The organism is Streptomyces sp. NPDC006610 (assembly GCF_040611575.1).
Taxonomy (GTDB): Bacteria; Actinomycetota; Actinomycetes; order Streptomycetales; family Streptomycetaceae; genus Streptomyces.
The window spans coordinates 112,378-137,230 of sequence record NZ_JBEXOP010000013.1 but is presented as its reverse complement, the minus strand read 5'-3'; the positions used below and the strand labels follow the sequence as shown (position 1 = coordinate 137,230).

The following is a 24,853-nucleotide window of genomic DNA, read 5'->3' as shown; positions in this document are numbered from 1 at the left end:
CGTTCCTTCTCCGCGCATCCTTTCAGCGTCTTAACGTCTGGTGTGCCCTGCGCGTGCAGCGGCGAAACCGCGGGTTCATGGAGTGGGACAACCCCGGAAGGTAGAGTCCGGCGGCGTGCACCTCAAGGCCCTGACCCTCCGCGGGTTCAAGTCGTTCGCCTCGGCGACCACACTCCGGTTCGAGCCGGGCATCACGTGTGTCGTCGGGCCCAACGGCTCGGGCAAGTCCAACGTCGTGGACGCGCTCAGCTGGGTCATGGGCGAGCAGGGCGCCAAGTCGCTGCGCGGCGGCAAGATGGAGGACGTCATCTTCGCCGGCACCACCGGCCGGCCGCCGCTCGGCCGCGCCGAGGTGTCGCTGACCATCGACAACTCCGACGGGGCGCTGCCCATCGAGTACGCCGAGGTCACCATCACGCGGATCATGTTCCGCAACGGCGGCAGCGAGTACCAGATCAACGGGGACACCTGCCGTCTGCTCGACATCCAGGAACTGCTCTCCGACTCCGGCATCGGCCGCGAGATGCACGTCATCGTCGGCCAGGGCCAGCTCGACTCCGTCCTGCACGCCGACCCCATGGGCCGCCGCGCCTTCATCGAGGAGGCGGCCGGCGTCCTCAAGCACCGCAAGCGCAAGGAGAAGGCGCTGCGCAAGCTGGACGCGATGCAGGCCAACCTCGCACGTGTGCAGGACCTCACCGACGAACTGCGCCGCCAGCTCAAGCCGCTCGGCCGCCAGGCCGCGGTCGCCCGCCGCGCCGCCGTCATCCAGGCCGACCTGCGCGACGCCCGGCTGCGCCTGCTCGCCGACGACCTGGTCCGGCTGCGGGAGGCGCTCCAGGCGGAGGTCGCCGACGAGGCCGCGCTCAAGGAACGCAAGGAGGCCACCGAGCAGGAGCTGCGCCGGGCGCTCCAGCGCGAGGCCCTCCTGGAGGACGAGGTCCGGCAGCTCACCCCGCGCCTCCAGCGCGCCCAGCAGACCTGGTACGAGCTGTCCCAGCTGGCCGAGCGGGTGCGCGGCACCGTCTCCCTGGCCGACGCGCGGGTGAAGAGCGCCACCTCCGCCCCACTCGAGGAACGCCGTGGCCGCGACCCCGAGGACATGGAGCGCGAGGCCCAGCGCATCCGCGAGCAGGAGGCCGAACTGGAGGCCGCCCTCGAAGCCGCCCAGCGCGCCCTGGACGACACGGTCGCGCACCGCGCCGAACTGGAACGCGAGCTGGCGCTGGAGGAGCGCCGGCTGAAGGACGCGGCCCGCGCCATCGCCGACCGCCGCGAGGGCCTGGCCCGGCTGAACGGCCAGGTCAACGCCGCCCGCTCGCGCGCCGCCTCCGCCCAGGCCGAGATCGACCGGCTGGCCGCCGCCCGCGACGAGGCCCAGGAACGGGCCGTACGCGCGCAGGAGGAGTACGAGGCGCTCAAGGCCGAGGTCGACGGCCTCGACGCCGGCGACACCGAACTCGCCGAGCGGCACGAGGAGGCGAAACGCCGGCTCGCCGAGGCGGAGAGCGACCTCGCCGCGACCCGCGAGGCGGCCGGCGCGGCCGAACGGCAGCGGGCCGCCACCAGGGCCCGGCACGACACCCTCGCCCTCGGACTGCGCCGCAAGGACGGCACCGGCGCCCTGCTCGCCGCCCGCGACCGGCTCACCGGACTGCTCGGCCCGGCCGCGGAACTGCTCACCGTGACACCCGGCCACGAGGTTGCGCTCGCCGCCGCGTTCGGCGCCGCCGCCGACGCCCTCGCGGTCACCACGCCGACCGCGGCGGCCGACGCCATCCGGCTGCTGCGCAAGCAGGACGCCGGACGGGCGGCGCTGCTGCTGTCGGGCGCGCCCGACGACCTACCGCGCGAGAGCACGGGGACGGACGGGCCGCCGTACGCGGCCGACCTGGTGAGCGGTCCCGAGGAGCTGATGCCCGCCGTACGGCGGCTGCTGCGCGGGATCGTCGTCGTGCCCACCCTGGAGGACGCCGAGGAGCTGGTGTACGCGCGGCCCGCGCTGACCGCGGTGACCGCCGAGGGCGATCTGCTCGGGGCGCACTTCGCACAGGGCGGTTCCGCCGGGGCGCCGAGCCTGCTGGAGGTGCAGGCCTCCGTCGACGAGGCCGCGGCCGAGCTGGCCGAGCTGGCCGTGCGGTGCGAGGAGCTGGCCGAGGCGCAGCGGGCCGCGGCCGAGCGGCGCACCGAGGCCGCCGCGCTGGTCGAGGAGCTGGGGGAGCGGCGCCGGGCCGCCGACCGGGAGAAGTCGGCCGTCGCCCAGCAGCTCGGCCGGCTCGCCGGGCAGGCCAGGGCCGCCGCCGGCGAGGCCGAGCGCAGCGTCGCCGCCGCCGCGCGGGCGCAGGAGGCGCTCGACAAGGCGCTCGCGGACGCCGAGGAACTGGCGGAGCGGCTGGCCGTCGCCGAGGAGATGCCGTTCGAGGAGGAGCCGGACACCTCCGTGCGGGACCGGCTCGCCGCCGACGGGGCCAACGCGCGGCAGACCGAGATGGAGGCGCGGCTCCAGGTGCGTACGCACGAGGAGCGGGTCAAAGGGCTCGCCGGGCGGGCCGACGCGCTGGACCGGGCCGCGCGCGCCGAACGCGAGGCACGCGCGCGTGCCGAGCAGCGGCGTGCGCGGCTGCGGCACGAGGCGGCCGTCGCCCAGGCCGTCGCCTCCGGCGCGCGCCAGTTGCTCGCGCACGTCGAGGTCTCCCTGGCCCGCGCCGACGCGGAGCGCACCGCCGCCGAGGCCGCCCGGGCCCGCCGCGAGCAGGAACTGGGCGCCGCGCGCACCCAGGGCCGTGATCTGAAGGCCGAGCTGGACAAGCTGACGGATTCGGTCCACCGGGGGGAGGTACTCGGCGCCGAGAAGAGGCTGCGGATCGAGCAGCTGGAGACGAAGGCGCTGGAGGAACTCGGTGTGGAACCGGCGGGGCTCGTGGCCGAGTACGGACCGCACCAGCCGGTGCCCCCCTCGCCCCCCGCCGAGGGCGAGGAACTGCCGGAGGACCCCGACCACCCGCGCAACCGGCCCCGGCCGTTCGTCCGCGCGGAGCAGGAGAAGCGGCTGAAGGCGGCCGAGCGGGCCTACCAGCAGCTCGGCAAGGTGAACCCGCTGGCGCTGGAGGAGTTCGCGGCGCTGGAGGAGCGGCACCAGTTCCTCAGCGAGCAGCTGGAGGACCTGAAGAAGACCCGCGCCGACCTGCTCCAGGTCGTCAGGGAGGTCGACGAGCGGGTCGAGCAGGTCTTCACCGAGGCCTACCGGGACACCGCGCGCGAGTTCGAGGGCGTCTTCGGCAGGCTGTTCCCGGGCGGCGAGGGGCGGCTGGTGCTGACCGACCCCGACAACATGCTGACCACCGGCGTGGACGTCGAGGCGCGCCCGCCGGGCAAGAAGGTCAAGCGGCTGTCGCTGCTGTCGGGCGGGGAGCGGTCGCTGACGGCCGTCGCGCTGCTGGTGTCGATCTTCAAGGCGCGGCCCAGCCCGTTCTACGTCATGGACGAGGTCGAGGCGGCGCTGGACGACACCAACCTCCAGCGGCTGATCCGGATCATGCAGGAGCTCCAGGAGACCTCTCAGCTCATCGTCATCACGCACCAGAAGCGGACGATGGAGGTCGCGGACGCGCTGTACGGCGTGTCCATGCAGGGCGACGGTGTGTCGAAGGTCATCAGCCAGCGCCTGCGCTAAGTGCGTGCCCATTACACCCGTCTTGACCTGGGCCGACGTCATCCATTCAAAACTTGAACACACTGACCACATTCACACCGAGGACTTCACACCGACCCCCCTATTGACTTCGAAAGTTGAAGGCATAGTCTCTGCCACGTTACTTTTACCTTCAGGTACCTTCAGGTGGACCTCGAAGGGCTGATCCCCACACCGGCAGCGCAGCCGGTGGCCCGAGGAGTTACACGTGACCAGCACAGCGCAGGCACCCAAGTCCGGAGCCGGTACGGCTCATCCCGATCATCTCGGGCACGTCATCTTCATCGCGGCCGCCGCCGCGATGGGCGGATTCCTCTTCGGCTACGACAGCTCCGTGATCAACGGCGCCGTCGAGGCCATCCGGGACCGCTACGACATCGGCTCCGCGGCGCTGGCGCAGGTCATCGCCATCGCCCTGATCGGCTGCGCCGTCGGCGCCGCCACCGCGGGCCGGATAGCCGACCGCATCGGCCGCATCCGGTGCATGCAGATCGCCGCCGCCCTCTTCACCGTCAGCGCCGTCGGCTCGGCGCTCCCCTTCTCGCTCTACGACCTCGCTTTCTGGCGCGTCGTCGGCGGCTTCGCCATCGGCATGGCCTCCGTCATCGGCCCCGCCTACATCGCCGAGGTCGCCCCGCCCGCGTACCGCGGCCGCCTCGGCTCCTTCCAGCAGGCCGCGATCGTCGTCGGCATCGCCGTGTCGCAGCTGGTCAACTGGGGCCTGCTCAACGCCGCCGACGGCGACCAGCGCGGTGAGCTGATGGGCCTGGAGGCCTGGCAGGTCATGCTCGGCGTCATGGTCGTCCCGGCCGTCCTCTACGGCCTGCTCTCCTTCGCCATCCCCGAGTCCCCGCGCTTTCTGATCTCCGTCGGCAAGCACGAGCGCGCCCGCGAGATCCTCGCCGAGGTGGAGGGCCAGGACATCGACCTCGACGCGCGCGTCGCCGAGATCGAGACCGGTATGAAGAGCGAGCACAAGTCCCGCTTCAAGGACCTGCTCGGCGGCTCCTTCTTCTTCAAGCCGATCGTCTGGATCGGCATCGGCCTGTCCGTCTTCCAGCAGTTCGTCGGCATCAACGTCGCGTTCTACTACTCCTCCACGCTGTGGCAGTCGGTCGGCGTGGACCCGGCGGACTCGTTCTTCTACTCCTTCACGACGTCGATCATCAACATCGTCGGCACCGTGATCGCCATGCTCTTCGTGGACCGCATCGGCCGCCGCCCGCTCGCCATCATCGGTTCGGTCGGCATGGTGATCGGCCTCGCGCTGGAGGCATGGGCGTTCTCCTTCGACCTGGTCGACGGCCGGCTGCCCGAGACGCAGGGCTGGGTTGCCCTGATCGCCGCGCACGTGTTCGTCCTCTTCTTCGCCCTGTCGTGGGGCGTGGTCGTCTGGGTCATGCTCGGCGAGATGTTCCCGAACAAGATCCGCGCCGCCGCGCTCGGCGTGGCCGCCGCCGCCCAGTGGGTCGCCAACTGGGCCATCACCGCGAGCTTCCCGTCGCTGGCCGACTGGAACCTGTCCGTGACGTACGTGATCTACACGGCCTTCGCCGCGCTCTCCATCCCGTTCGTGCTGCGGTACGTGAAGGAGACCAAGGGCAAGCGCCTGGAGGAGATGGGCTGACCTCCGCCTCCTCCCCACGGCTCGGGGAGAAGGGCCAAGTCCCCGCTGCCCCTCTCCTCGTTCTCCACGCACACTGCCCCGGCTCGTCGGCTGAGCCGGGGCAGTACGCGTGAGCGGGCGGGCAGCGCCCGGCCCCGTGAAAGGGGTTCGGGACAGCGGCATGGCCGATACTGGACGCGTTATGGACATCCTCATCCTTGCTGTAGTCATCGCCGTGGTCGTGCTCGGCGCGATCGGCGGGCTCGTCGTCGGGAGCAGGCGCAGGAAGCCGCTGCCCCCGCCGCCGCCCACCACGCCCGACATCACCGCCCCTCCGGCCGAGCCGCACGTCGGCGACGAGGCCGAGAAGCCGCGCGAAGAACCGCGCCGGACCATAGAGGAGGTGGACCTCCCGGGCAGCGGCTCGACGATCGCCGTCGAGGAACCGCCCGTCGAAGAAATCCCGGCCCCCGTCATCGAGGTGCCGGAGCCCACCGCGGGGCGCCTGGTGCGCCTGCGCGCCCGGCTGTCCCGCTCCCAGAACGCACTCGGCAAGGGCCTGCTCACGCTGCTGTCGCGCGAGCACCTCGACGAGGACACCTGGGAGGAGATCGAGGACACCCTCCTCACCGCCGACGTCGGCGTGCAGCCCACCCAGGAACTGGTGGAGCGGCTGCGCGAGCGCGTGAAGGTGCTCGGCACCCGCACGCCCCAGGAACTGCGCGGCCTGCTGCGCGAGGAGCTGCTCACGCTGGTCGGCACCGACCTCGACCGCGTCGTGAAGACCGAGCCCGAGGGCCGCAAGCCGGGCATCGTGATGGTCGTCGGCGTCAACGGCACCGGCAAGACCACCACCACCGGCAAGCTCGCCCGCGTCCTGGTCGCCGACGGCAACAGCGTGGTCCTCGGCGCCGCCGACACCTTCCGCGCCGCCGCCGCCGACCAGCTCCAGACCTGGGGCGAGCGCGTCGGCGCCCACACCGTGCGCGGCCCCGAGGGCGGCGACCCGGCCTCGGTGGCCTTCGACGCGGTCAAGGAGGGCAAGGAGATCGGGGCCGACGTCGTCCTCATCGACACCGCCGGGCGCCTGCACACCAAGACCGGCCTCATGGACGAGCTGGGCAAGGTCAAGCGCGTCGTCGAGAAGCACGCCCCGCTGGACGAGGTGCTGCTCGTCCTCGACGCGACCACCGGGCAGAACGGTCTCGTCCAGGCCCGGGTGTTCGCGGAGGTCGTCGACATCACCGGCATCGTTCTGACCAAGCTGGACGGCACCGCGAAGGGCGGCATCGTCGTCGCCGTGCAGCGCGAGCTGGGCGTTCCGGTGAAGCTGATCGGCCTCGGCGAGGGCGCGGACGACCTCGCGCCGTTCGAGCCGGAGGCGTTCGTGGACGCGCTCATCGGGGAGTGACCCCGCACCGGACCCCACGCGCTGCGAAGCGCCCGCCCCCGAAGCGGAAGGACGACGGGGCGGCGCTTCGCCGTTCGGGCGAGGTGTCCTTACTGCGGGTGTGGCGGGAGTGACCGCAGGGCTGGGGCGGCGGGGAGGCGTCGTACGACGTGGTCGGCGGCGCGTCGTCGTGCGGCGAGGAGGGGCCTGCCGCCGTGAGGCGAGGCCGGCGTGCCGTCGTGCGGCGAGGAGGGGTCTGCCGCCGTGAGGCGAGGCCGGCGTGCCGTCGTGCCGTCGTGCCGCGCGGGCGGGCGCGCGGGTCGTCGTACGGGAGACCGCGCGGTCGCCCGCGCCCGCCCGACCCGGTCAGCCCCGTGAGCGGTGGGCCACGTACGCCAGCGTGCCCAGGAGCAGGCGGGCCGCCGGGGGCTTGCGGGCCGACTCCAGGTCGGGCGGGCGCAGCCAGCGGACGGGGCCGAGGCCGGCCCGGTCGGAGGGCGGGGCCGTGATGTACGCGCCGGGGCCGAGGCCGCGCAGGTCCGGCGTCGGGTCGTCCCAGCCCATGCGGTAGAGCAAATCGGGCAGTTCGGCGGCGGAGCCCGGCGCGACGAAGAAGTGGACGCGACCGTCCGGCGTCGCGGTCACCGGCCCGAGCGGGAGGCCCATCCGCTCCAGCCGGACCAGCGCCCGCCGCCCCGCCGACTCGGCCACCTCGATCACGTCGAACGCCCGCCCCACCGGCAGCAGCACCGCCGCGCCCGGCACCTCGCCCCAGGCCTCGGTGACCTCGTCGAGCGTCGCCCCGGCCGGCACCTCCGGCGCGAAGTCCAGCGGATGCGCGCCCGGCGCCCGGCAGCCGGCGAGGCCGCAGGAGCAGACGCCCGCGGCGGCCCTGGCGCCGGGCGCGACGTCCCAGCCCCACAGCCCGGTGTACTCGGCCACGGCGGTGCACTCCGTCGAGCGGCCGCGGCGCCGCGAACCGGACCGGATGTCGCGGATCCCCCGACTGCTGCCGATCGTGAAGCCCATACCCCCTCCAACGGGTCCGACACAGCGGTGGTTACGAGACGGAAGCGGAGCGTGACTCTCTGTTTCCGCCTTCCCGTTCGGGCTCGGTTTCACGGGCAGCGCCCCGAAGCACTCCTGGTGGTGCGCCCGGCCGAGCGCGCCCCGGCGTGCACCCGGCCGCCCACTCCCGTCCGTTCCGTGTCAAGTGAATCGCGAGAAGGCCACCCTGAGTTCATTCGAAGGGGTGGCGAATGGTGGCGTTTACGCATTCACCATGGCTGGACGGGTGATCGTGAGGTTACGGTGAGTGCACAAAGCTCGGGGCAAGTGCCGTAACGGGTATGCCGGAGGCAATGCGGATTCCCGTTCGAAGAGAGGCAACTGCCGTACGGATGGCCCGGATCACGGGCATTCTGATAGGGCTTGGCGCACTTGACGCGGCTGCACCGGCGACAGCGGTGCGGCGGCGGCGAGCGGTGCGACGGCGACAGGCTTACGGATGGGGGCGTTTCCAGTGGGCGGCAGCGGCGGAGGCGGGACGAACGCTGAGAAGCGCCCGAACGAGCTGTTGGGCTCGTGGTTCGTGCGCAGCGGCTGGTCCAAGGGCGAGCTGGCGCGCCAGGTGAACCGCAGGGCACGCCAGTTGGGCGCCAACCACATCTCCACCGACACCTCGCGCGTACGCCGCTGGCTGGACGGCGAGAACCCGCGCGAGCCGATCCCGAGGATCCTCTCCGAGCTGTTCTCCGAGCGCTTCGGCTGCGTCGTCTCCATCGAGGACCTCGGCCTGCGCACCGCCCGCCAGGCGCCCTCCACCACCGGCGTCGACCTCCCCTGGACGGGCCCGCAGACGGTGGCCCTGCTCGGCGAGTTCTCCCGCAGCGACCTGATGCTGGCGCGCCGCGGCTTCCTCGGCACCTCGCTCGCCCTGTCCGCGGGGCCCGCGCTGATCGAACCCATGCAGCGCTGGCTCGTCCCCGCTCCGCACTCCCCGCAGCCGGAGCCCTCCGCCGTGCCCTCCAGCCGCGCGCGAGGCCGGCTCTCCCGGCCCGAGCTGGAGCTGCTGGAGACCACCACCGTGATGTTCCGGAAATGGGACGCCCAGTGCGGCGGCGGCCTGCGCCGCAAGGCCGTCGTCGGCCAGCTGCACGAGGTGACCGACCTCCTCCAGGAGCCCCAGCCCGCCGACACCAACCGCAAGCTGTTCAAGGTCGCCGCCGAACTGGCGCAACTGGCCGGGTGGATGAGCTACGACGTGGGCCTCCAGCCCACCGCCCAGAAGTACTTCGTGCTCGCCCTGCACGCCGCCAAGGAGGCCGGCGACCGGCCGCTCGGCTCGTTCGTCCTCTCCAGCATGAGCCGCCAGATGATCCACCTCGGCCGGCCCGACGACGCCCTGGAGCTGATCCACCTCGCGCAGTACGGCAGCCGGGACTGCGCGAGCCCCCGCACCCAGGCCATGCTGTATGCGATGGAGGCCCGCGCCTACGCCAACATGGGCCAGCCCGGCAAGTGCAAGCGCGCGGTGCGCATGGCCGAGGACACCTTCGCCGACGCCGACGACTGGGACGAGCCCGACCCCGACTGGATCCGCTTCTTCTCCGAGGCGGAGCTCTACGCCGAGAACTCCCACTCCTTCCGGGACCTCGCCTACGTCGCCGGCCGCAGCCCCACCTACGCCTCCATGGCCGAACCGCTGATGCGGAGGGCCGTGGAGCTGTTCGCCGAGGACAACGACCACAAGCGGTCGTACGCGCTCAACCTGATCGGCATGGCCACCGTCCATCTGCTCCAGCGCCAGCCCGAGCAGAGCACCGTCTACGCGGAACAGGCCATGCGCGTCGCCAAGGAGGTCCGCTCCGAGCGGGTCAACACTCGTATCCGAAAGACCGTCGACACCGCCGCCCGCGACTTCGGTGATCTCGCAGAGGTCGTCGACCTCGCCGAGAAGCTGGCGGCCGAGATGCCGGAGGCCGCCGAAGCGGTCTGAGCACCGCCCGGCACGCCCTCCAGGCCCCCTGACCCGGCCGCGGCCGGCCCTCCCGAACTGCCCGACTCGGCTCCCCCCATGCCAGGTCATCGGAAGGCCGCCCGCGGCCGGTTTCCCATGCTCCGGACGGCGCCCGCCGCGCCGTGCGCGGAGAGCCTCGACCCGAAGGTTGCGCCACGATAACGATCGTGCGGCCCGGCAGCAGGCAGTTCATCGACGCGTAACACGCCACACGCCTTCGTCACCACCGCGAAACAACGAGGGGCCTCCACCGAAACCGCGCTGCGCCAATCTCATGGCGCATAACCGGCCCACCCCTCATGACCGCTCAAGGCTTCGCCCGCACGGGGCCGTATCCAACGACGAGGAGACGCCGATGGCACCAGCCATCACGCTTGCGGCGGACGCACCGACACTGTCGTCCGCCAACACAGGCTTCATGCTCATCTGTTCCGCCCTGGTGATGCTCATGACCCCGGGCCTGGCCTTCTTCTACGGAGGCATGGTCCGCGTCAAGAGCACCCTCAACATGCTGATGATGAGCTTCATCAGCCTGGGGATCGTCACCGTCCTGTGGGTGCTCTACGGCTTCTCCATGGCGTTCGGCACCGACTCCGGCTCCGTCATCGGCTGGAACTCCGACTGGGTCGGCCTCAGCGACATCGGCCTGACCGAGCTGTGGGACGGCTACACGATCCCCGTGTTCGTGTTCCTGGTCTTCCAGTTGATGTTCGCGGTCCTCACGCCCGCCCTGATCAGCGGCGCCCTCGCGGACCGCGTCAAGTTCTCCGCCTGGGCGCTGTTCGTCGCCCTGTGGGCCACCGTGGTCTACTTCCCGGTCGCGCACTGGGTGTGGGGCGCCGGCGGCTGGGCCTTCGAGCTCGGCGTGATCGATTTCGCCGGCGGCACGGCCGTCCACATCAACGCGGGCGCCGCGGCGCTCGGCGTCATCCTCGTCATCGGCAAGCGCGTCGGCTTCAAGAAGGACCCGATGCGCCCGCACAGCCTCCCGCTGGTCATGCTCGGCGCCGGTCTGCTGTGGTTCGGCTGGTTCGGCTTCAACGCCGGCTCGTGGCTCGGCAACGACGACGGCGTCGGCGCGCTGATGTTCGTCAACACGCAGGTCGCCACCGCCGCCGCAGTCCTCGGCTGGCTCGCCTACGAGAAGATCCGCCACGGCGCGTTCACCACGCTGGGCGCCGCCTCCGGCGCGGTCGCCGGCCTGGTCGCCATCACTCCGGCCGGCGGCGCGGTCTCCCCGCTCGGCGCGATCGCCATCGGCGTCATCGCCGGTGTGCTGTGCGCCATGGCGGTCGGCCTCAAGTACAGGTTCGGCTACGACGACTCCCTCGACGTCGTCGGCGTCCACCTCGTCGGCGGCATCCTCGGCTCCCTGCTCGTCGGCTTCTTCGCCACCGGCAAGGGCCAGTCCGACGTCGAGGGCCTCTTCTACGGCGGCGGCCTCGACCAGTTCTGGAAGCAGTGCGCCGGCGTCTTCGGCGTCCTCGCCTACTCGCTGGTCGTCTCCGCGATCCTCGCCTTCCTCCTCGACAAGACCATCGGCATGCGGGTCCCCGAGGACGACGAGGTCGCCGGCATCGACCAGGCCGAGCACGCCGAGACCGCATACGACTTCAGCGGCGCCGGCGGCGGCGCCGCCCGGACCCCCGCCCCCGCCCCGGTCGCCGACGCCGAGAACAAGAAGGTGGACGCATGAAGCTCATCACCGCCGTCGTCAAGCCCCACCGGCTCGACGAGATCAAGGAGGCCCTCCAGGCCTTCGGAGTCCACGGACTCACGGTCACCGAGGCCAGCGGCTACGGTCGGCAGCGGGGCCACACCGAGGTCTACCGCGGCGCCGAGTACACGGTCGACCTGGTCCCCAAGATCCGTATCGAGGTCCTGGCCGAGGACGACGACGCCGAGCAGCTGATCGACGTCATCGTCAAGGCCGCCCGGACCGGCAAGATCGGCGACGGGAAGGTCTGGTCCCTCCCGGTCGACACGGCCGTCCGGGTCCGCACCGGCGAGCGCGGTCCCGACGCGCTCTGATCACGAAGAACAGGAGTCGCTGGGTGACGAGTACGGACGTACGTGCGGATGCAGAGGACTCGGGACCCAGCGGCTACGCGGCGGCCCGGCTGCGCCTCCTCTCCGAGGGGGCGCGGTCCGGGCCGCCGCGCCGTGCCGCCCTCGCCGAGCTGACCGACCAATGGCTCGCCGGCCTCTTCGACGCCGGCGCCGCGGGACTGCGCGGAGTCTCCCTGGTCGCCGTCGGCGGCTACGGACGCGGCGAACTGTCGCCCCGCAGCGACCTCGACCTGCTCCTGCTGCACGACGGCGCCGAACCCGGCGCGATCGCCGCCCTGGCCGACCGCATCTGGTATCCGGTGTGGGACCTCGGCCTGGCCCTGGACCACTCCGTGCGCACCCCCGCCGAGGCCCGCAAGACCGCCGGCGAGGACCTCAAGGTCCAGCTCGGCCTGCTCGACGCCCGGCACCTCGCGGGCGACCTCGGCCTCACCGCCGCCCTGCGCACCACGGTCCTCGCCGACTGGCGCAACCAGGCACCCAAACGCCTCCCCGAACTGCAGGAGCTGTGCGCCGAGCGCGCCGCCCGCCAGGGAGAGCTGCAGTACCTCCTCGAACCCGACCTCAAGGAGGCCCGCGGCGGCCTGCGCGACGCCACCGCCCTGCGCGCCGTCGCCGCCTCCTGGCTCGCCGACGCCCCCCGCGAGGGCCTCGCCGACGCCCGGCGCCGGCTGCTCGACGTCCGCGACGCCCTGCACCTCGCCACCGGCCGAGCCACCGACCGGCTGTCCCTCCAGGAACAGGACCAGGTCGCCGCCGAACTCGGCCTCCTCGACGCCGACACCCTGCTCCGCCAGGTCTACGAGGCCGCCCGCGTCATCTCCTACGCCAGCGACGTCACCTGGCGAGAAGTGGGGCGCGTGCTGCGGGCGCGCGCCGTACGGCCCCGGCTGCGCGCCATGCTCGGCGGGAAACCGGTCCCCGAACGGTCGCCGCTCGCCGAGGGCGTCGTGGAGCAGGACGGCGAGGTGGTACTCGCCCGCGCCGCCCGCCCAGAGCGCGACCCCGTGCTCCCCCTGCGTGCCGCGGCCGCCGCCGCACAGGCCGGACTGCCGCTCTCCCTGCACGCCGTGCGCCGTCTGGCCGCCACCGCGCGCCCTCTGCCCACGCCCTGGCCCGCCGAGGCCCGCGAACAGCTCGTGACCCTGCTCGGCTCCGGCCGCCCCACCGTCGAGGTCTGGGAGGCCCTGGAGGCGGAGGGCCTGATCACCGGCCTGCTGCCCGACTGGGAGCGGGTGCGCTGCCGGCCGCAGCGCAACGCCGTGCACATCTGGACCGTCGACCGGCACCTCATCGAGACCGCCGTACGCGCCTCCGAGTTCACCCGCCGCGTCAGCCGCCCCGACCTGCTGCTGGTCGCCGCGCTGCTGCACGACATCGGCAAGGGCTGGCCCGGCGACCACTCGGTGGCCGGCGAGATCATCGCCCGCGACGTCGCCGTCCGCATCGGCTTCGACCGCGCCGACGCCGCCGTCCTCGCCACCCTCGTACGCCGCCACCTGCTGCTCATCGAGACCGCCACCAGGCGCGACCTGGAGGACCCGGCCACCGTGCGCGCCGTCGCCGAGGCCGTCGGCACCCAGAGCACGCTCGAACTGCTGCACGCCCTCACCGAGGCCGACGCCCTCGCCACCGGCCCCGCCGCCTGGTCCTCCTGGCGCGGCTCCCTCGTCGCCGACCTGGTCAAACGGGTCTCCGCCGTGCTCGCGGGCGACATGCCCGACGAACCCGAGGCCGCCGCGCCCACCGCCGAACAGGAACGTCTCGCCATCGAGGCCTTCCGCACCGGCGGACCGGTGCTGTCGCTGCGGGCGCAGACCGAGGTCCCGGCCGAGCAGGAGCCCTCCGGGGACCCGGAGCCGCTGGGCGTGGAACTCCAGATCGCCGTCCCCGACCAGCCGGGCGTCCTGCCCGCCGTCGCCGGGGTGCTCGCCATGCACCGGCTGACGGTCCGCACCGCCGAGCTGCGGGCCATGGACCTCCCCGACGGCGTCGAGGGCTCCGTGCTGCTGCTGGACTGGCGGGTCGCCGCCGAGTACGGCTCCCTGCCCCAGGCCGCCCGTCTCCGCGCCGACCTGGTGCGGGCGCTCGACGGCTCCCTGGACATCGCGGGCCGTCTCGCCGAGCGCGACGCCGCCTACCCGCGCCGCCGCGGCGTGGTCGCGCCCCCGCCGAGGGTGACCGTGGCCCCGGCCGCGTCCCGCCTCGCCACGGTGATCGAGGTCCGCGCGCAGGACGCGCCGGGGCTGCTGTTCCGCATCGGGCGGGCGCTGGAGGACGCGCAGGTGCGGGTGCGCAGCATGCACGTCAGCACGCTCGGGTCCAACGCGGTCGACGCCTTTTATGCGACGACCGCCGAGGGTGTTCCGCTCCCGGGTGAGGACGCGGTGTCGGTGGCCCGGAAGCTGGAGGAGATGCTGCGGGGGTGAGACCCCACACCCACGTCCCCGCCGGCCGGGTGCGGCAGGCGGGGACGAATGCGCCGCACGGCCGGATACCCTGGAAGATGCTCACCGCCCCCGATCTCGAGGACCGACGCCGCCGTGTTCGATACTCTCTCCGACCGCCTCAGCGCGACTTTCAAAAACCTCCGCGGAAAAGGCCGGCTGAGCGAAGCGGACATCGACGCCACGGCGCGTGAGATCCGCATCGCTCTGCTGGAAGCGGACGTCGCCCTGCCGGTCGTCCGGTCGTTCATCAAGAACGTCAAGGAGCGCGCCCTCGGAGCCGAGGTCTCCAAGGCGCTGAATCCGGCCCAGCAGGTCCTCAAGATCGTCAACGACGAACTGGTGACGATCCTGGGCGGCGAGACCCGCCGCCTGCGCTTCGCCAAGCAGCCCCCGACCGTGATCATGCTCGCCGGTCTCCAGGGCGCCGGCAAGACCACCCTCGCGGGCAAGCTCGGCAAGTGGCTCAAGGACCAGGGCCACTCCCCGCTGCTGGTCGCCTGCGACCTCCAGCGCCCCAACGCCGTCAACCAGCTCAGCGTCGTCGCCGAGCGCGCCGGCGTCGCCGTCTACGCGCCCGAGCCGGGCAACGGCGTCGGCGACCCGGTCGAGGTCGCCAGGGACTCCATCGAGTACGCGAAGTCCAAGGTCCACGACGTCGTCGTCGTCGACACCGCCGGCCGCCTCGGCATCGACCAGGAGATGATGCAGCAGGCGGCGGACATCCGCGACGCGACCCGGCCCGACGAGATCCTCTTCGTCGTCGACGCCATGATCGGCCAGGACGCGGTCAACACCGCCGAGGCCTTCCGCGACGGCGTCGGCTTCGACGGCGTGGTGCTCTCCAAGCTCGACGGCGACGCCCGTGGCGGTGCGGCGCTGTCGATCCGGCAGATCACCGGCAAGCCGATCATGTTCGCCTCCAACGGCGAGAAGCTGGACGACTTCGACGCCTTCCACCCGGACCGGATGGCCTCCCGCATCCTCGACATGGGTGACCTGCTCACCCTGATCGAGCAGGCGGAGAAGACGTTCAGCCAGGAAGAGGCCGAGAAGATGGCCTCCAAGCTGGCGTCCAAGAAGGGCCAGGACTTCACCCTGGACGACTTCCTGGCCCAGATGGAGCAGGTCCGCAAGATGGGCTCCATCTCGAAGCTGCTCGGCATGCTGCCCGGCATGGGCCAGATCAAGGACCAGATCCAGAACCTGGACGAGCGGGACGTCGACCGCACGGCCGCGATCATCAAGTCGATGACGCCGGCCGAGCGCCAGGACCCGATGATCATCAACGGCTCGCGCCGCGCCCGTATCGCCAAGGGCTCCGGCGTCGAGGTCAGCGCGGTCAAGAACCTGGTCGAGCGGTTCTTCGAGGCCCGCAAGATGATGTCCCGCATGGCCCAGGGCGGCGGCATGCCCGGCATGCCGGGGATCCCGGGCATGGGCGGCGGCCCCGGCCGGTCCAAGAAGCAGCCGAAGAAGGCCAAGGGCAAGCAGCGCTCCGGCAACCCGATGAAGCGCAAGCAGCAGGAGCAGGAGGAGGCCGCCCGGCGCGCCGCCGCCGCTCAGGGCGGTGCGTTCGGCGTGCCCGGCCAGCAGGTTCCGCAGGACTTCGAGCTGCCGGACGAGTTCAAGAAGTTCATGGGCTGACGGCGCCCGTGCCGTACGTCGCCGGGGGCGCCCCCGGCGACGTACATGCGCCCTCGGCCACCGCTACGGCCTGCGGGCGATCAGATAGCGGAAGACGTTGGGCATCCACACCGTGCGGTCCGGGCGGCGGTACGGGTGCAGCGCCTCGCGCAGTTCCTTGTCGACCTGTTCCTCGTCGGTCGCGGTGATCGCCGGGTCGAACAGGCCGGTGGACAGCAGTCCGCGTACCGCGCTGTCGAGGTCGGCGTAGCCGAAGGGGCAGGCGACGCGGCCGGAGCCGTCCGGCACCAGGCCGGCCTGCTCGGCGACCTGCTCCAGCTCGTCGCGCCGGGCCGGTCGCGCGCGGTCGCCGCCCGGGAGCGGGTCCGCGAGCCGGCCGGCCGCCCGCAGCACGCCCGAGGTGGCGCACCGCTCCGGCGGCCCCCACCCGGCCAGGACGACGGGCGCCCCGCGTCCGGCGAGCGGTGCCGCGGCGCGGAGCCGCTCGCCCAGCTCCTCCGCGTCGCCCTCGCGGCAGCCGATCGGTTCGAAGGCCGTCACCAGGCCGTACTCGCCGTCCGGCGCGGGGTCGTCGAGGTCGGCGGGCGTGCCGTCGACCAGTCGGGTGACGGCATGCGCGCGTGTGCCGTTCGTTTCCGCTCCGGGAGTCAGCCGCTCCCGGGCGATGGCCAGCCGTTCGGGGGAGCCGGCCTCGACGCCGGTGACGTCGGCGCCGCGGGCGGCCGCCAGCAGCAGCGCCAGTCCGGATCCGCAGTCGAGGCCCAGCACGGTCGTGCCGGCGCCCACTTCCAGTCGCTCGTAGACGGCCTCGTAGAGCGGTACGAGCATCCGCTCCTGGATCTCGGACCAGTCACGCGCGCGTGCAGTCGGGTCCACCCGGGACACGGGTCCCGTGTGGGGCAGGTGCTGCCGCACGAGCGTAGGTGTCATCGAAAGCGCCCCAATCCGCCGAGAGTCTGCAGCTGTCCCCCCTGGCCCCCCGTGACATGCGCTCGCTCTTCCCCCCGTATGTCAGGTAACTCCCCGCCCGCGACGGCGTCCAGTGGTCCAAGGAGACTGTTTGCGAGGTGTTCGCGGGAGTGGCGAGAATTCACATTCCGGCAACGTGCGCGGGGCCGGTGCCGGGAGGTGGGGACGGACCCGGTAACGTCGCCGTGGGGATGCGCGCATACTGGGGGACAGCGCGAGCGACCGAAACGACTCTTGCGCCGGCGCGGGCATGACGGCCCCCGGCGCGTGCGCGGGGCATACGCGCCGGGTCGTACGTCGGACTACGTACCAGCTTGGTAGGAGCTGTGCCGCTTCTCCGCAGATCAGCGCACCCGCCCTCGTCAGGACGCATCAGCGGCAACTGACGGGTACGTGCAAATTATTTGGGATGCCCCGGAATAGGAACACAGGGGCACCTCCGCTCGTTGTGATTACGTGAGCACGACACAGACACCACCTGTTCTCGCCGCAGAGCTGGCGCAGGCGTGGGCCGACATCCAGCGGCACCACCCCGAGTTGCCGGACCTTGCCGCGCCGGAGTCCCTGATCGGGGAGTCGTCGTCCGCCTGCGGTCACGAACTCTCCTTCGAACGGCTGTTGCACGAGGCAGTCCACGGCATCGCCGCCGCCCGCGGGATCCGCGACACCTCGCGCGCGGGCCGATACCACAACCGCAGATTCCTCGCGATCGCCGAGGAGCTGGGCCTGGACCACCCCGAGGAGCCGCACCCGAGCAGCGGCTTCTCGCTGGTCACGCTCAACCCCGAGGCGAAGCGGCGCTACCGTCCGACCATCGAGCGTCTGCAGCGCGCGCTGAAGGCCCACATGGCCGCCACGTCCGCGGACACCTCCCGTACCTTCCGGGGACCGGCGGCCCGGCACGGCTCGTCCGGCGGGGGCGTCCGGGTCAAGGCGGTCTGCGACTGCGGGCGCAACGTCCGCGTCGTCCCGTCGGTACTGGCCCAGGCGCCGATCGTCTGCGGCGGCTGCGGGAAGCCGTTCCGCATCCCGGAGGTCGTGGGCGCGGCCGTCAGGTGAGGTCCCGGCTGCTCGTGGCAGCCGGGCCCTCGGCACCCCCGCGGTTTCCCGCCGCGGCGCCGGGTGCGGCTGAGCCCTGCCCGCACGCCCGTACCCCCGGGTCGGAAGCGGCCCTTCGGGTGTGGCAGAATGGCCAGCTGTACTCGACAGCCGCACAGGACCCCTCTCTCCTCCGGCTGACGCGTCCATCGGGCACTCGGGTACCGCAACCCCACGCGGCATCTCCGCGCGCCCAACCACGTCAATTCCAGGAGAACCCACTCCCGTGGCAGTCAAGATCAAGCTGAAGCGTCTGGGCAAGATCCGTTCGCCTCACTACCGCATCGTCGTCGCCGACTCCCGTACCCGCCGTGACGGCCGGGCCATCGAGGAGATCGGCAAGTACCACCCGACGTACAACCCGTCGGTGATGGAGGTCGACAGCGAGCGCGTGGCGTACTGGCTCTCTGTCGGCGCCCAGCCGACCGAGCCCGTGCTCGCCATCCTGAAGAAGACCGGCGACTGGCAGAAGTTCAAGGGCGAGCCCGCCCCGGCGCCGCTGCTCGTCGCCGAGCCGAAGGCCACGCGCCCGTCGTTCGAGGCTCTCGGCGGTGACGACGAGGGCAAGGGTGAGGCCATCACCCAGAAGAAGAAGGCGGAGAAGAAGGACGAGGCTCCGGCCGAGTCCGAGTCGGCCGAGGCCTGAGCATGCTCGAGGAGGCTCTCGAGCACCTCGTGAAGGGCATCGTCGACAACCCCGACGATGTGCAGGTCGCCTCGCGCAACCTGCGCCGCGGACGTGTGCTCGAGGTCCGGGTCCACCCGGACGACCTCGGCAAGGTGATCGGCCGCAACGGCCGCACCGCACGCGCTCTGCGCACCGTCGTGGGCGCCATCGGCGGCCGCGGCATCCGGGTCGACCTCGTCGACGTGGACGACGTCCGCTGACGCAAACGCAGCACCGGCTCGGGCCGGGGAGGGCCACTGGGCCGTCCCCGGCCCGCGGTCGTATGACAGGAGATCTGAACAAGTGCAGCTGGTAGTCGCTCGCATCGGCCGCGCCCACGGCATCAAGGGCGAGGTCACCGTCGAGGTACGCACCGACGAGCCGGAGTTGCGGCTCGCCCCCGGCGCCGTCCTGGCCACCGACCCCGCCTCGGTCGGGCCGCTCACCATCGAGACGGGCCGCGTGCACAGCGGCCGGCTCCTGCTGCGCTTCGAAGGCGTGCGCGACCGCACCGCCGCCGAGGCGCTGCGCAACACCCTCCTGATCGCCGAGGTCGATCCCGAGGAACTGCCCGAGGGCGAGGACGAGTACTACGACCACCAGCTGATCGACCTCGACGTGGTGACCGTCGACGGCGTCGAGGTGGGCCGCATCACCGAGATCTCCCACCTGGCCTCGCAGGACCTGTTCGTGGTCGAGCGTCCCGACGGCACCGAGGCGCTGATCCCGTTCGTCCAGGAGATCGTCACCGAGATCGACCTGGAGGAGCAGCGGGCGGTCGTCGATCCGCCGCCGGGACTGATCGACGACCGCGCGGAGATCGCCTCGTCGAGGGACGACGAGGCATGAGACTCGACGTCGTCACGATCTTCCCCGAGTACCTCGAACCGCTGAACGTCTCCCTCGTCGGCAAGGCGCGCGCGCGTGGGCAGCTCGACGTGCACGTGCACGACCTGCGGGAGTGGACGTACGACCGGCACAACACGGTGGACGACACGCCCTACGGCGGCGGCCCCGGCATGGTGATGAAGACCGAGCCCTGGGGCGACGCCCTCGACACCGTCCTCGCCGACGGCTACGAGACCGGCTCCCGCGCGCCCGCCCTGATCGTGCCCACCCCCAGCGGCCGGCCCTTCACCCAGGAACTCGCCGTCGAACTGGCCGAGAGGCCCTGGCTGATCTTCACGCCGGCCCGCTACGAGGGCATCGACCGGCGGGTCGTCGACGAGTACGCCACCCGGATACCGGTGTACGAGGTCTCCATCGGCGACTACGTGCTGGCCGGCGGCGAGGCGGCCGTCCTGGTCGTCACGGAGGCCGTCGCCCGGCTGCTGCCCGGCGTCCTCGGCAACGCCGAGTCCCACCGCGACGACTCCTTCGCGCCCGGCGCCATGGCCAACCTCCTGGAAGGCCCCGTCTACACCAAGCCGCCCCTGTGGCGCGGCCGGGACATCCCCGACGTCCTCCTCAGCGGCCACCACGGGAAGATCGCCCGCTGGCGGCGCGACGAGGCGCTGCGGCGCACCACCGCCAACCGGCCCGACCTGATCGAGCGCTGCGACCCGAAGGCGTTCGACAAGAAGGACCGCGAGATGCTGTCCATCCTGGGCTGGGAGCCGGACCCGCAGGGGGAGCCGTACGGCCGATTTTGGCGCAGGACCGGCGGCGTGGAAGAATAGGCCGCTGTTGTGCGCCCGTCCGGCGTGCGCCCCTGCCACAGGGGGACACGACGCCCGCCCCGACCCGCACACCACCGATCCGAACACCTAGATGCCGTTGATGACCTGTGGCATCAGCGAAGAAAGCAGACGAAATGTCCCACCTGCTCGACACCGTCGACGCCGCGTCGCTGCGCAGCGACGTCCCCGCCTTCCGCCCGGGCGACACGGTCAACGTCCACGTCCGCGTCATCGAGGGCAACCGCTCCCGTGTGCAGCAGTTCAAGGGCGTCGTGATCCGCCGCCAGGGTTCCGGCGTGCGCGAGACCTTCACGGTCCGCAAGGTCTCCTTCTCCGTCGGCGTCGAGCGCACCTTCCCGGTGCACACCCCGATCGTGGAGAAGATCGAGCTCGTCACTCGCGGTGACGTCCGTCGCGCGAAGCTGTACTACCTGCGCGAGCTGCGCGGCAAGGCCGCGAAGATCAAGGAGAAGCGCGACAACTGAGCGCCTCCCGGGGTCCACAGGGGGGCCGGATAACATCTGGCCCCGATGGACACCGAAGCACAGCCGACGGAGCGCGACCGCTCCTTCCGGCCCGACGACACCGAGGAGACCTCGGACACAGCGGGCCGGGAGGACCGGTCGCGTTTCGCGTTGGCGGCCCGGCTCGCCGACCTGCTGCCGGCCGGGCGACTCACCCTGACCGCGCTGACCGGCCTGCTGTTCCTGCTGCTGCTCAACATGTTCGTCGTGCAGCCGTTCGAGATCCCCAGCGGGTCGATGGAGCGCGGATTGAGGATCGGCGACCGGGTTCTCGTAAATAAGCTGGCGTACCGTTTCGGGGCCGAGCCGCGGCGCGGGGACGTCGTCGTGTTCGACGGCACCGGCTACTTCGGGAACGCCGACTACGTCAAACGCGTCGTGGGTGTGGGGGGAGACCGCGTGGTGTGCTGCGACACGGAGGGGAGGCTTCGGGTGAACGGCCGGTCCGTCGACGAGTCGGCGTTCCTGTACCCCGGTGACAGCGCGTCCGCCGTGCCCTTCGACGTCGTGGTGCCCGACGGGTCGCTGTTCGTCCTCGGCGACCACCGCAGCGCCTCCAGCGACTCCCGCGACCACCTGGGCTCGCCCGGCGGCGGCATGATTCCGGTCACCGGTGTCATCGGCCGCGCGGACTGGATCGCCTGGCCCTTCGGCCGCGTCGGCCGGCTCGACCGTCCCGGCGCCTACGCGCGCGTGCCCGCGGCGGACGGCGGCCATGGGTAACCGCGGCAAGCCGCGCGGCGCGCCCAGCGGTCCCGCGGAGAATCTGCTGCCCACCGGCACCCGCCGCGCCTCCGGCCCGCCCGGAGGGCGCACGCGCGCGGAGCGTCGCAAGCTCCAGCGCAAGGTCAAGCGGCGCCGGCGCCGTTCGGCGATCAAGGAGATACCGCTCCTGGTCGGCGTGGCCGTGCTCATCGCGCTCGTGCTGAAGACGTTCCTCGTCCAGGCCTTCGTGATCCCCTCGGGCTCCATGGAGCAGACGATCCGGATCGGCGACCGGGTCCTGGTCGACAAGCTGACCCCGTGGTTCGGCTCCGAGCCGGAGCGCGGCGACGTCGTCGTCTTCAAGGACCCCGGCGGCTGGCTCAAGGACGAACAGCCCGCCCAGAAGAAGGACGACCCGGTCGTCGTCAAGCAGGTCAAGGAGGGCCTGACCTTCATCGGCCTGCTGCCCTCCGACAACGAGCAGGACCTGATCAAGCGGGTGGTCGGCGTCGGCGGCGACCGGGTGCGGTGCTGCGACGAGCAGGGGCGGGTCACCGTCAACGGCGTCCCCCTGGTCGAGGACTACCTGTACCCGGGCAACGAGCCGTCCGCGACGGAGTTCGACGTCACCGTCCCCCGGGGCCGGCTGTGGGTGATGGGCGACCACCGGGCCAACTCCGCGGACTCCCGCTACCACCAGAAGTCCGACTACGGCGGCACCGTCTCCGTGGACGAGGTGGTGGGCCGGGCCGTCGTGATCGCCTGGCCGTTCGACCACTGGACCACCCTGGAAGAACCGAAAACCTTCGCTTCCCTGTCCGACTCGGCATCCGGGACGACCGCCGCGCCGCAGCCGTCGCATAGGGTTGCCCCCGACGATCCGAACGGAACGATCCGGCTCCCGACCCCTGCGGAACTCCCGCTCGTTATGGGAGTGGTGGGCCTGCGCCGCGTCTGGGGCAGGCAGCGGCACGGAGTAAGGAGTTGGCGTGGGGGATGTGGCGGTAGGCGCACGGTCCGGACACGACGGCGAGGAGCCCCGCGGACGTTCCGTGGAAGCAGCCCCCCAGTCAGTCGAGGACGGCACGGTGACGGACGAACAGAGCGGCCCCGAGGACCACACGCCGGACGGGCCCGACGGCCCTGACGGCGGCGCGTCCGAGGGGAGGACGCAGCGCTCCTTCTGGAAGGAGCTGCCGATCCTGGTCGGCATCGCCCTGGTGCTCGCGCTGCTGATCAAGACGTTTCTGGTGCAGGCGTTCTCGATCCCCTCCGACTCGATGCAGAACGCCCTCCAGAAGGGCGACCGGGTCCTGGTCGACAAACTGACCCCGTGGTTCGGCTCCGAGCCGGAGCGCGGCGAGGTCGTCGTCTTCCACGACCCGGACAACTGGCTCGCGGGCGAGCCCGTGGCCGACCCGAACGCCTTCCAGACCTTCCTGAGCTGGATCGGCCTGATGCCGTCCGCGGAGGAGAAGGACCTGATCAAGCGGGTCATCGGCGTCGGCGGCGACACCGTCGAATGCCGGAACACCGGCCCGCTGAAGGTCAACGGCAAGGCGCTCGACGAGCCCTACGTCTACCCCGGCAACACGCCGTGCAGCAACGACGACCAGGGCGGCCAGTTCAAGGTCGAGGTGCCCGAGGGCTACATCTGGGTGATGGGCGACCACCGCCAGAACTCCCGCGACTCCCGTTACAACCAGGCCGACGCCAACAAGGGCATGGTCCCGGTGGACAAGGTCGTCGGCCGCGCGGTCTTCAAGGCCTGGCCGGTCGACCGCTGGGGCACCCTGCCGGTGCCGCCCACCTTCGACCAGCCGGGTCTGGACGCGGGGGCGTCCTCCTCCGCGGCGGCGCAGGTCGCCGCTCCGAACGCGCTGGCGCTCGCCGCGGTGCTGCCGGTGGCGCTGTGGCGCCGGCGCCGGATCACCGTCCGGCCGACCCGCTGAGCGGGGTCCGGTGCGCGGACGCGCGGGGCTGACCGGGTCCCGTACCGCCGGGTAGGGTGCGGATCCATGGGTGGCGAGAGCACGATACGTACGGCCCCGCGCGGCGGCACAGCGAGCGACGGCCCGGCGGGCGGCCGGCTCGGACAGCGACTGTCCGGGCTGGCGGTCGCGCTGGGCCTGGTGCTGTTCCTCGGCGGTTTCGCCTGGGCGGCCGTCGTCTACCGGCCCTATACCGTGCCCACCAACTCCATGGCGCCGACGATCGACGCGGGCGGCCGGGTGCTGGCGCAGCGCGTCGACGGCGCGGAGGTGCGCCGCGGCGACGTCGTGGTCTTCCGGGACACCGACTGGGGTGACGCGCCGCTGATCAAGCGGGTGGTCGGGGTCGGCGGGGACCGGGTGTCCTGCTGCCGGGACGGCCGGCTCACGGTCGACGGGCGGCAGATCGACGAGCCCTATCTCGACGACGGACGGGTGACCGGGGCGTACGCCTTCCGCGAGGTGACCGTGCCCGAGGGGCGGCTGTTCCTGCTCGGCGACGAGCGGCACGGCTCGCTGGACTCCACCGCCCACCTCACGGACGCGGCCCGTGGCAGCGTGGCGCGCGACGCGGTCTCCGCGCGGGTGGACGCCGTGGTCTGGCCGATGGAGGGCATGCTGACGCGCCCGACCGGCTTCGAGGCACTCGGCCCCCTGTCCGCCCCGGGGCCGCTGCGCACGATCGGCTACCTGATCGGCGCCGGGGCGGTGCTGGTGCTCGGCGGCGCGGCGTACGGCCCGATCGCCAAGCTGGCCGGCGCGGGCCGCCGAAAGGACCGGACGGAGCCCGCCGGTGCAAGCTGATCCGAGTACGGGCACGCCGTACGACGGGCCGGCCGACGAGGTGCGCAAGGTGGCCCGCGTGGTACTGCTCGACCCCGACGACCGGATCCTGCTCCTGCACGGCCATGAGCCGGACGACCCGGCCGACGACTGGTGGTTCACGCCGGGCGGCGGCCTGGAGGGCGACGAGACCCGTGCACAGGCCGCCCTGCGGGAACTCGCGGAGGAGACGGGAATCACAGAGGTCGAGCTGGGGCCGGTGCTGTGGCGGCGGCGGTGCTCCTTCCCCTTCGCCGGGCGGCGCTGGGACCAGGACGAGTGGTACTACCTGGCCCGTACGGCGCAGACCGCGACCGAGCCGGCCGCGCTCACCGAACTGGAGCGGCGCAGCGTCGTCGGAGCGCGCTGGTGGACCTGTCGGGAACTGGCCGACGCGCGTGAGACGGTGTACCCGACCAGACTCGCCGAGCTGCTGAGCAGGCTGCTCGACGAAGGTCCTCCGGCCAGGCCCGAGATCCTTGACACGGAAATCGCCTAGGGGTCCACGGGACTGGCGCACAATGGGGG

Annotated in this window: 21 protein-coding genes; 19 read left to right on the top strand and 2 right to left on the bottom strand. The window is 72.1% G+C overall.

All coding sequences use genetic code 11. The features are described 5' to 3' along the window. Positions 1-115: 115 nt before the first annotated feature. The 3 genes from smc (at position 116) to ftsY (ending at position 6,708) form a co-directional block, all read left to right on the top strand. Complete coding sequence (gene smc / locus ABZY13_RS13615; RefSeq protein ID WP_356630079.1) at positions 116-3,673, top strand: chromosome segregation protein SMC; 3,558 nt, start codon at positions 116-118, stop codon at positions 3,671-3,673. A 226-nt stretch (positions 3,674-3,899) separates the two neighbouring features. Next, positions 3,900-5,318 (top strand): sugar porter family MFS transporter, encoded by a 1,419-nt coding sequence (locus tag ABZY13_RS13610; protein WP_356630077.1) that lies wholly within the window; start codon positions 3,900-3,902, stop codon positions 5,316-5,318. A 181-nt stretch (positions 5,319-5,499) separates the two neighbouring features. Beyond that, positions 5,500-6,708 carry a signal recognition particle-docking protein FtsY gene (ftsY, locus tag ABZY13_RS13605; protein WP_356630075.1) on the top strand — a complete coding sequence of 403 codons (1,209 nt, stop codon included), beginning with the start codon at positions 5,500-5,502 and terminating at the stop codon, positions 6,706-6,708. A gap of 345 nt (positions 6,709-7,053) precedes the next feature. Here the strand turns inward: ftsY and ABZY13_RS13600 are convergent, their stop codons facing one another. Next, positions 7,054-7,716 (bottom strand): bifunctional DNA primase/polymerase, encoded by a 663-nt coding sequence (locus ABZY13_RS13600; RefSeq protein ID WP_356630073.1) that lies wholly within the window; start codon positions 7,714-7,716, stop codon positions 7,054-7,056. A gap of 493 nt (positions 7,717-8,209) precedes the next feature. On the opposite strand from ABZY13_RS13600, the gene ABZY13_RS13595 reads away from it, so the two are divergent. The 5 genes from ABZY13_RS13595 to ffh all read left to right on the top strand — a co-directional run bounded on the left by ABZY13_RS13595 (position 8,210) and on the right by ffh (position 15,870). Beyond that, positions 8,210-9,685, top strand: a complete 1,476-nt coding sequence (locus tag ABZY13_RS13595; protein ID WP_356630156.1) for a hypothetical protein — start codon at positions 8,210-8,212, stop codon at positions 9,683-9,685. A gap of 376 nt (positions 9,686-10,061) precedes the next feature. Beyond that, a complete protein-coding gene (locus ABZY13_RS13590; protein WP_356630071.1) occupies positions 10,062-11,402 on the top strand; it encodes an ammonium transporter in 1,341 nt (446 codons plus the stop codon). Next, on the top strand, positions 11,399-11,737 hold the full coding sequence (locus ABZY13_RS13585) for a P-II family nitrogen regulator (protein WP_055725071.1): 339 nt from the start codon (positions 11,399-11,401) through the stop codon (positions 11,735-11,737). Before ABZY13_RS13590 ends, ABZY13_RS13585 begins: the two co-directional genes overlap by 4 nt. A gap of 23 nt (positions 11,738-11,760) precedes the next feature. Then, complete coding sequence (locus ABZY13_RS13580; RefSeq protein WP_356630068.1) at positions 11,761-14,205, top strand: [protein-PII] uridylyltransferase; 2,445 nt, start codon at positions 11,761-11,763, stop codon at positions 14,203-14,205. Positions 14,206-14,319: 114 nt separating this feature from the next. Next, positions 14,320-15,870: a signal recognition particle protein gene (gene ffh, locus ABZY13_RS13575; protein ID WP_356630065.1), complete on the top strand. Its 1,551-nt coding sequence runs from the start codon at positions 14,320-14,322 to the stop codon at positions 15,868-15,870. Between the two features lie 63 nt (positions 15,871-15,933). Here the strand turns inward: ffh and ABZY13_RS13570 are convergent, their stop codons facing one another. Continuing rightward, entirely contained in the window at positions 15,934-16,800 is an 867-nt protein-coding gene (locus tag ABZY13_RS13570) for a class I SAM-dependent methyltransferase (protein WP_356630062.1), read from the bottom strand. Between the two features lie 495 nt (positions 16,801-17,295). Between ABZY13_RS13570 and ABZY13_RS13565 the strand changes: the two genes are divergently transcribed. The 11 genes from ABZY13_RS13565 (at position 17,296) to ABZY13_RS13515 (ending at position 24,824) form a co-directional block, all read left to right on the top strand. Then, complete coding sequence (locus tag ABZY13_RS13565) at positions 17,296-17,898, top strand: hypothetical protein (RefSeq protein ID WP_356630060.1); 603 nt, start codon at positions 17,296-17,298, stop codon at positions 17,896-17,898. 265 nt (positions 17,899-18,163) lie between these two features. Then, complete coding sequence (gene rpsP / locus ABZY13_RS13560; protein ID WP_356630058.1) at positions 18,164-18,583, top strand: 30S ribosomal protein S16; 420 nt, start codon at positions 18,164-18,166, stop codon at positions 18,581-18,583. A 2-nt stretch (positions 18,584-18,585) separates the two neighbouring features. Then, positions 18,586-18,825 (top strand): RNA-binding protein, encoded by a 240-nt coding sequence (locus tag ABZY13_RS13555; protein WP_190063066.1) that lies wholly within the window; start codon positions 18,586-18,588, stop codon positions 18,823-18,825. Positions 18,826-18,907: 82 nt separating this feature from the next. After that, positions 18,908-19,453 carry a ribosome maturation factor RimM gene (gene rimM / locus ABZY13_RS13550; RefSeq protein ID WP_356630056.1) on the top strand — a complete coding sequence of 182 codons (546 nt, stop codon included), beginning with the start codon at positions 18,908-18,910 and terminating at the stop codon, positions 19,451-19,453. After that, positions 19,450-20,283 carry a tRNA (guanosine(37)-N1)-methyltransferase TrmD gene (trmD, locus tag ABZY13_RS13545; RefSeq protein WP_356630054.1) on the top strand — a complete coding sequence of 278 codons (834 nt, stop codon included), beginning with the start codon at positions 19,450-19,452 and terminating at the stop codon, positions 20,281-20,283. Before rimM ends, trmD begins: the two co-directional genes overlap by 4 nt. 134 nt (positions 20,284-20,417) lie before the next feature. Further along, entirely contained in the window at positions 20,418-20,768 is a 351-nt protein-coding gene (rplS, locus tag ABZY13_RS13540) for a 50S ribosomal protein L19 (RefSeq protein WP_143636014.1), read from the top strand. Between the two features lie 45 nt (positions 20,769-20,813). Then, on the top strand, positions 20,814-21,530 hold the full coding sequence (gene lepB / locus ABZY13_RS13535) for a signal peptidase I (protein ID WP_356630051.1): 717 nt from the start codon (positions 20,814-20,816) through the stop codon (positions 21,528-21,530). Beyond that, entirely contained in the window at positions 21,523-22,659 is a 1,137-nt protein-coding gene (gene lepB / locus ABZY13_RS13530) for a signal peptidase I (RefSeq protein WP_356630049.1), read from the top strand. The genes lepB (ABZY13_RS13535) and lepB (ABZY13_RS13530) overlap by 8 nt, the downstream gene beginning before the upstream one ends. Continuing rightward, the gene (gene lepB, locus ABZY13_RS13525) at positions 22,601-23,464 is read left to right on the top strand and encodes a signal peptidase I (RefSeq protein WP_356630047.1); all 864 of its coding nucleotides are present in this window, start codon (positions 22,601-22,603) and stop codon (positions 23,462-23,464) included. The genes lepB (ABZY13_RS13530) and lepB (ABZY13_RS13525) overlap by 59 nt, the downstream gene beginning before the upstream one ends. Positions 23,465-23,530: 66 nt before the next feature. After that, complete coding sequence (lepB, locus tag ABZY13_RS13520) at positions 23,531-24,307, top strand: signal peptidase I (protein WP_356630045.1); 777 nt, start codon at positions 23,531-23,533, stop codon at positions 24,305-24,307. Continuing rightward, positions 24,297-24,824 carry an NUDIX hydrolase gene (locus ABZY13_RS13515; RefSeq protein ID WP_356630043.1) on the top strand — a complete coding sequence of 176 codons (528 nt, stop codon included), beginning with the start codon at positions 24,297-24,299 and terminating at the stop codon, positions 24,822-24,824. Before lepB (ABZY13_RS13520) ends, ABZY13_RS13515 begins: the two co-directional genes overlap by 11 nt. Positions 24,825-24,853 lie beyond the last annotated feature (29 nt).

Coding starts and splice junctions, on each gene's coding strand:
- ftsY (WP_356630075.1), top strand. CDS start 5,500: ATGGACATCCTCATCCTTGCTGTAGTCATCGCCGTGGTCGTGCTCGGC.
- ABZY13_RS13600 (WP_356630073.1), bottom strand. CDS start 7,716: ATGGGCTTCACGATCGGCAGCAGTCGGGGGATCCGCGACATCCGGTCC.
- ABZY13_RS13590 (WP_356630071.1), top strand. CDS start 10,062: ATGGCACCAGCCATCACGCTTGCGGCGGACGCACCGACACTGTCGTCC.
- ABZY13_RS13585 (WP_055725071.1), top strand. CDS start 11,399: ATGAAGCTCATCACCGCCGTCGTCAAGCCCCACCGGCTCGACGAGATC.
- ABZY13_RS13570 (WP_356630062.1), bottom strand. CDS start 16,800: ATGACACCTACGCTCGTGCGGCAGCACCTGCCCCACACGGGACCCGTG.
- ABZY13_RS13555 (WP_190063066.1), top strand. CDS start 18,586: ATGCTCGAGGAGGCTCTCGAGCACCTCGTGAAGGGCATCGTCGACAAC.
- trmD (WP_356630054.1), top strand. CDS start 19,450: ATGAGACTCGACGTCGTCACGATCTTCCCCGAGTACCTCGAACCGCTG.
- rplS (WP_143636014.1), top strand. CDS start 20,418: ATGTCCCACCTGCTCGACACCGTCGACGCCGCGTCGCTGCGCAGCGAC.
- lepB (WP_356630051.1), top strand. CDS start 20,814: ATGGACACCGAAGCACAGCCGACGGAGCGCGACCGCTCCTTCCGGCCC.
- lepB (WP_356630049.1), top strand. CDS start 21,523: ATGGGTAACCGCGGCAAGCCGCGCGGCGCGCCCAGCGGTCCCGCGGAG.
- lepB (WP_356630045.1), top strand. CDS start 23,531: ATGGGTGGCGAGAGCACGATACGTACGGCCCCGCGCGGCGGCACAGCG.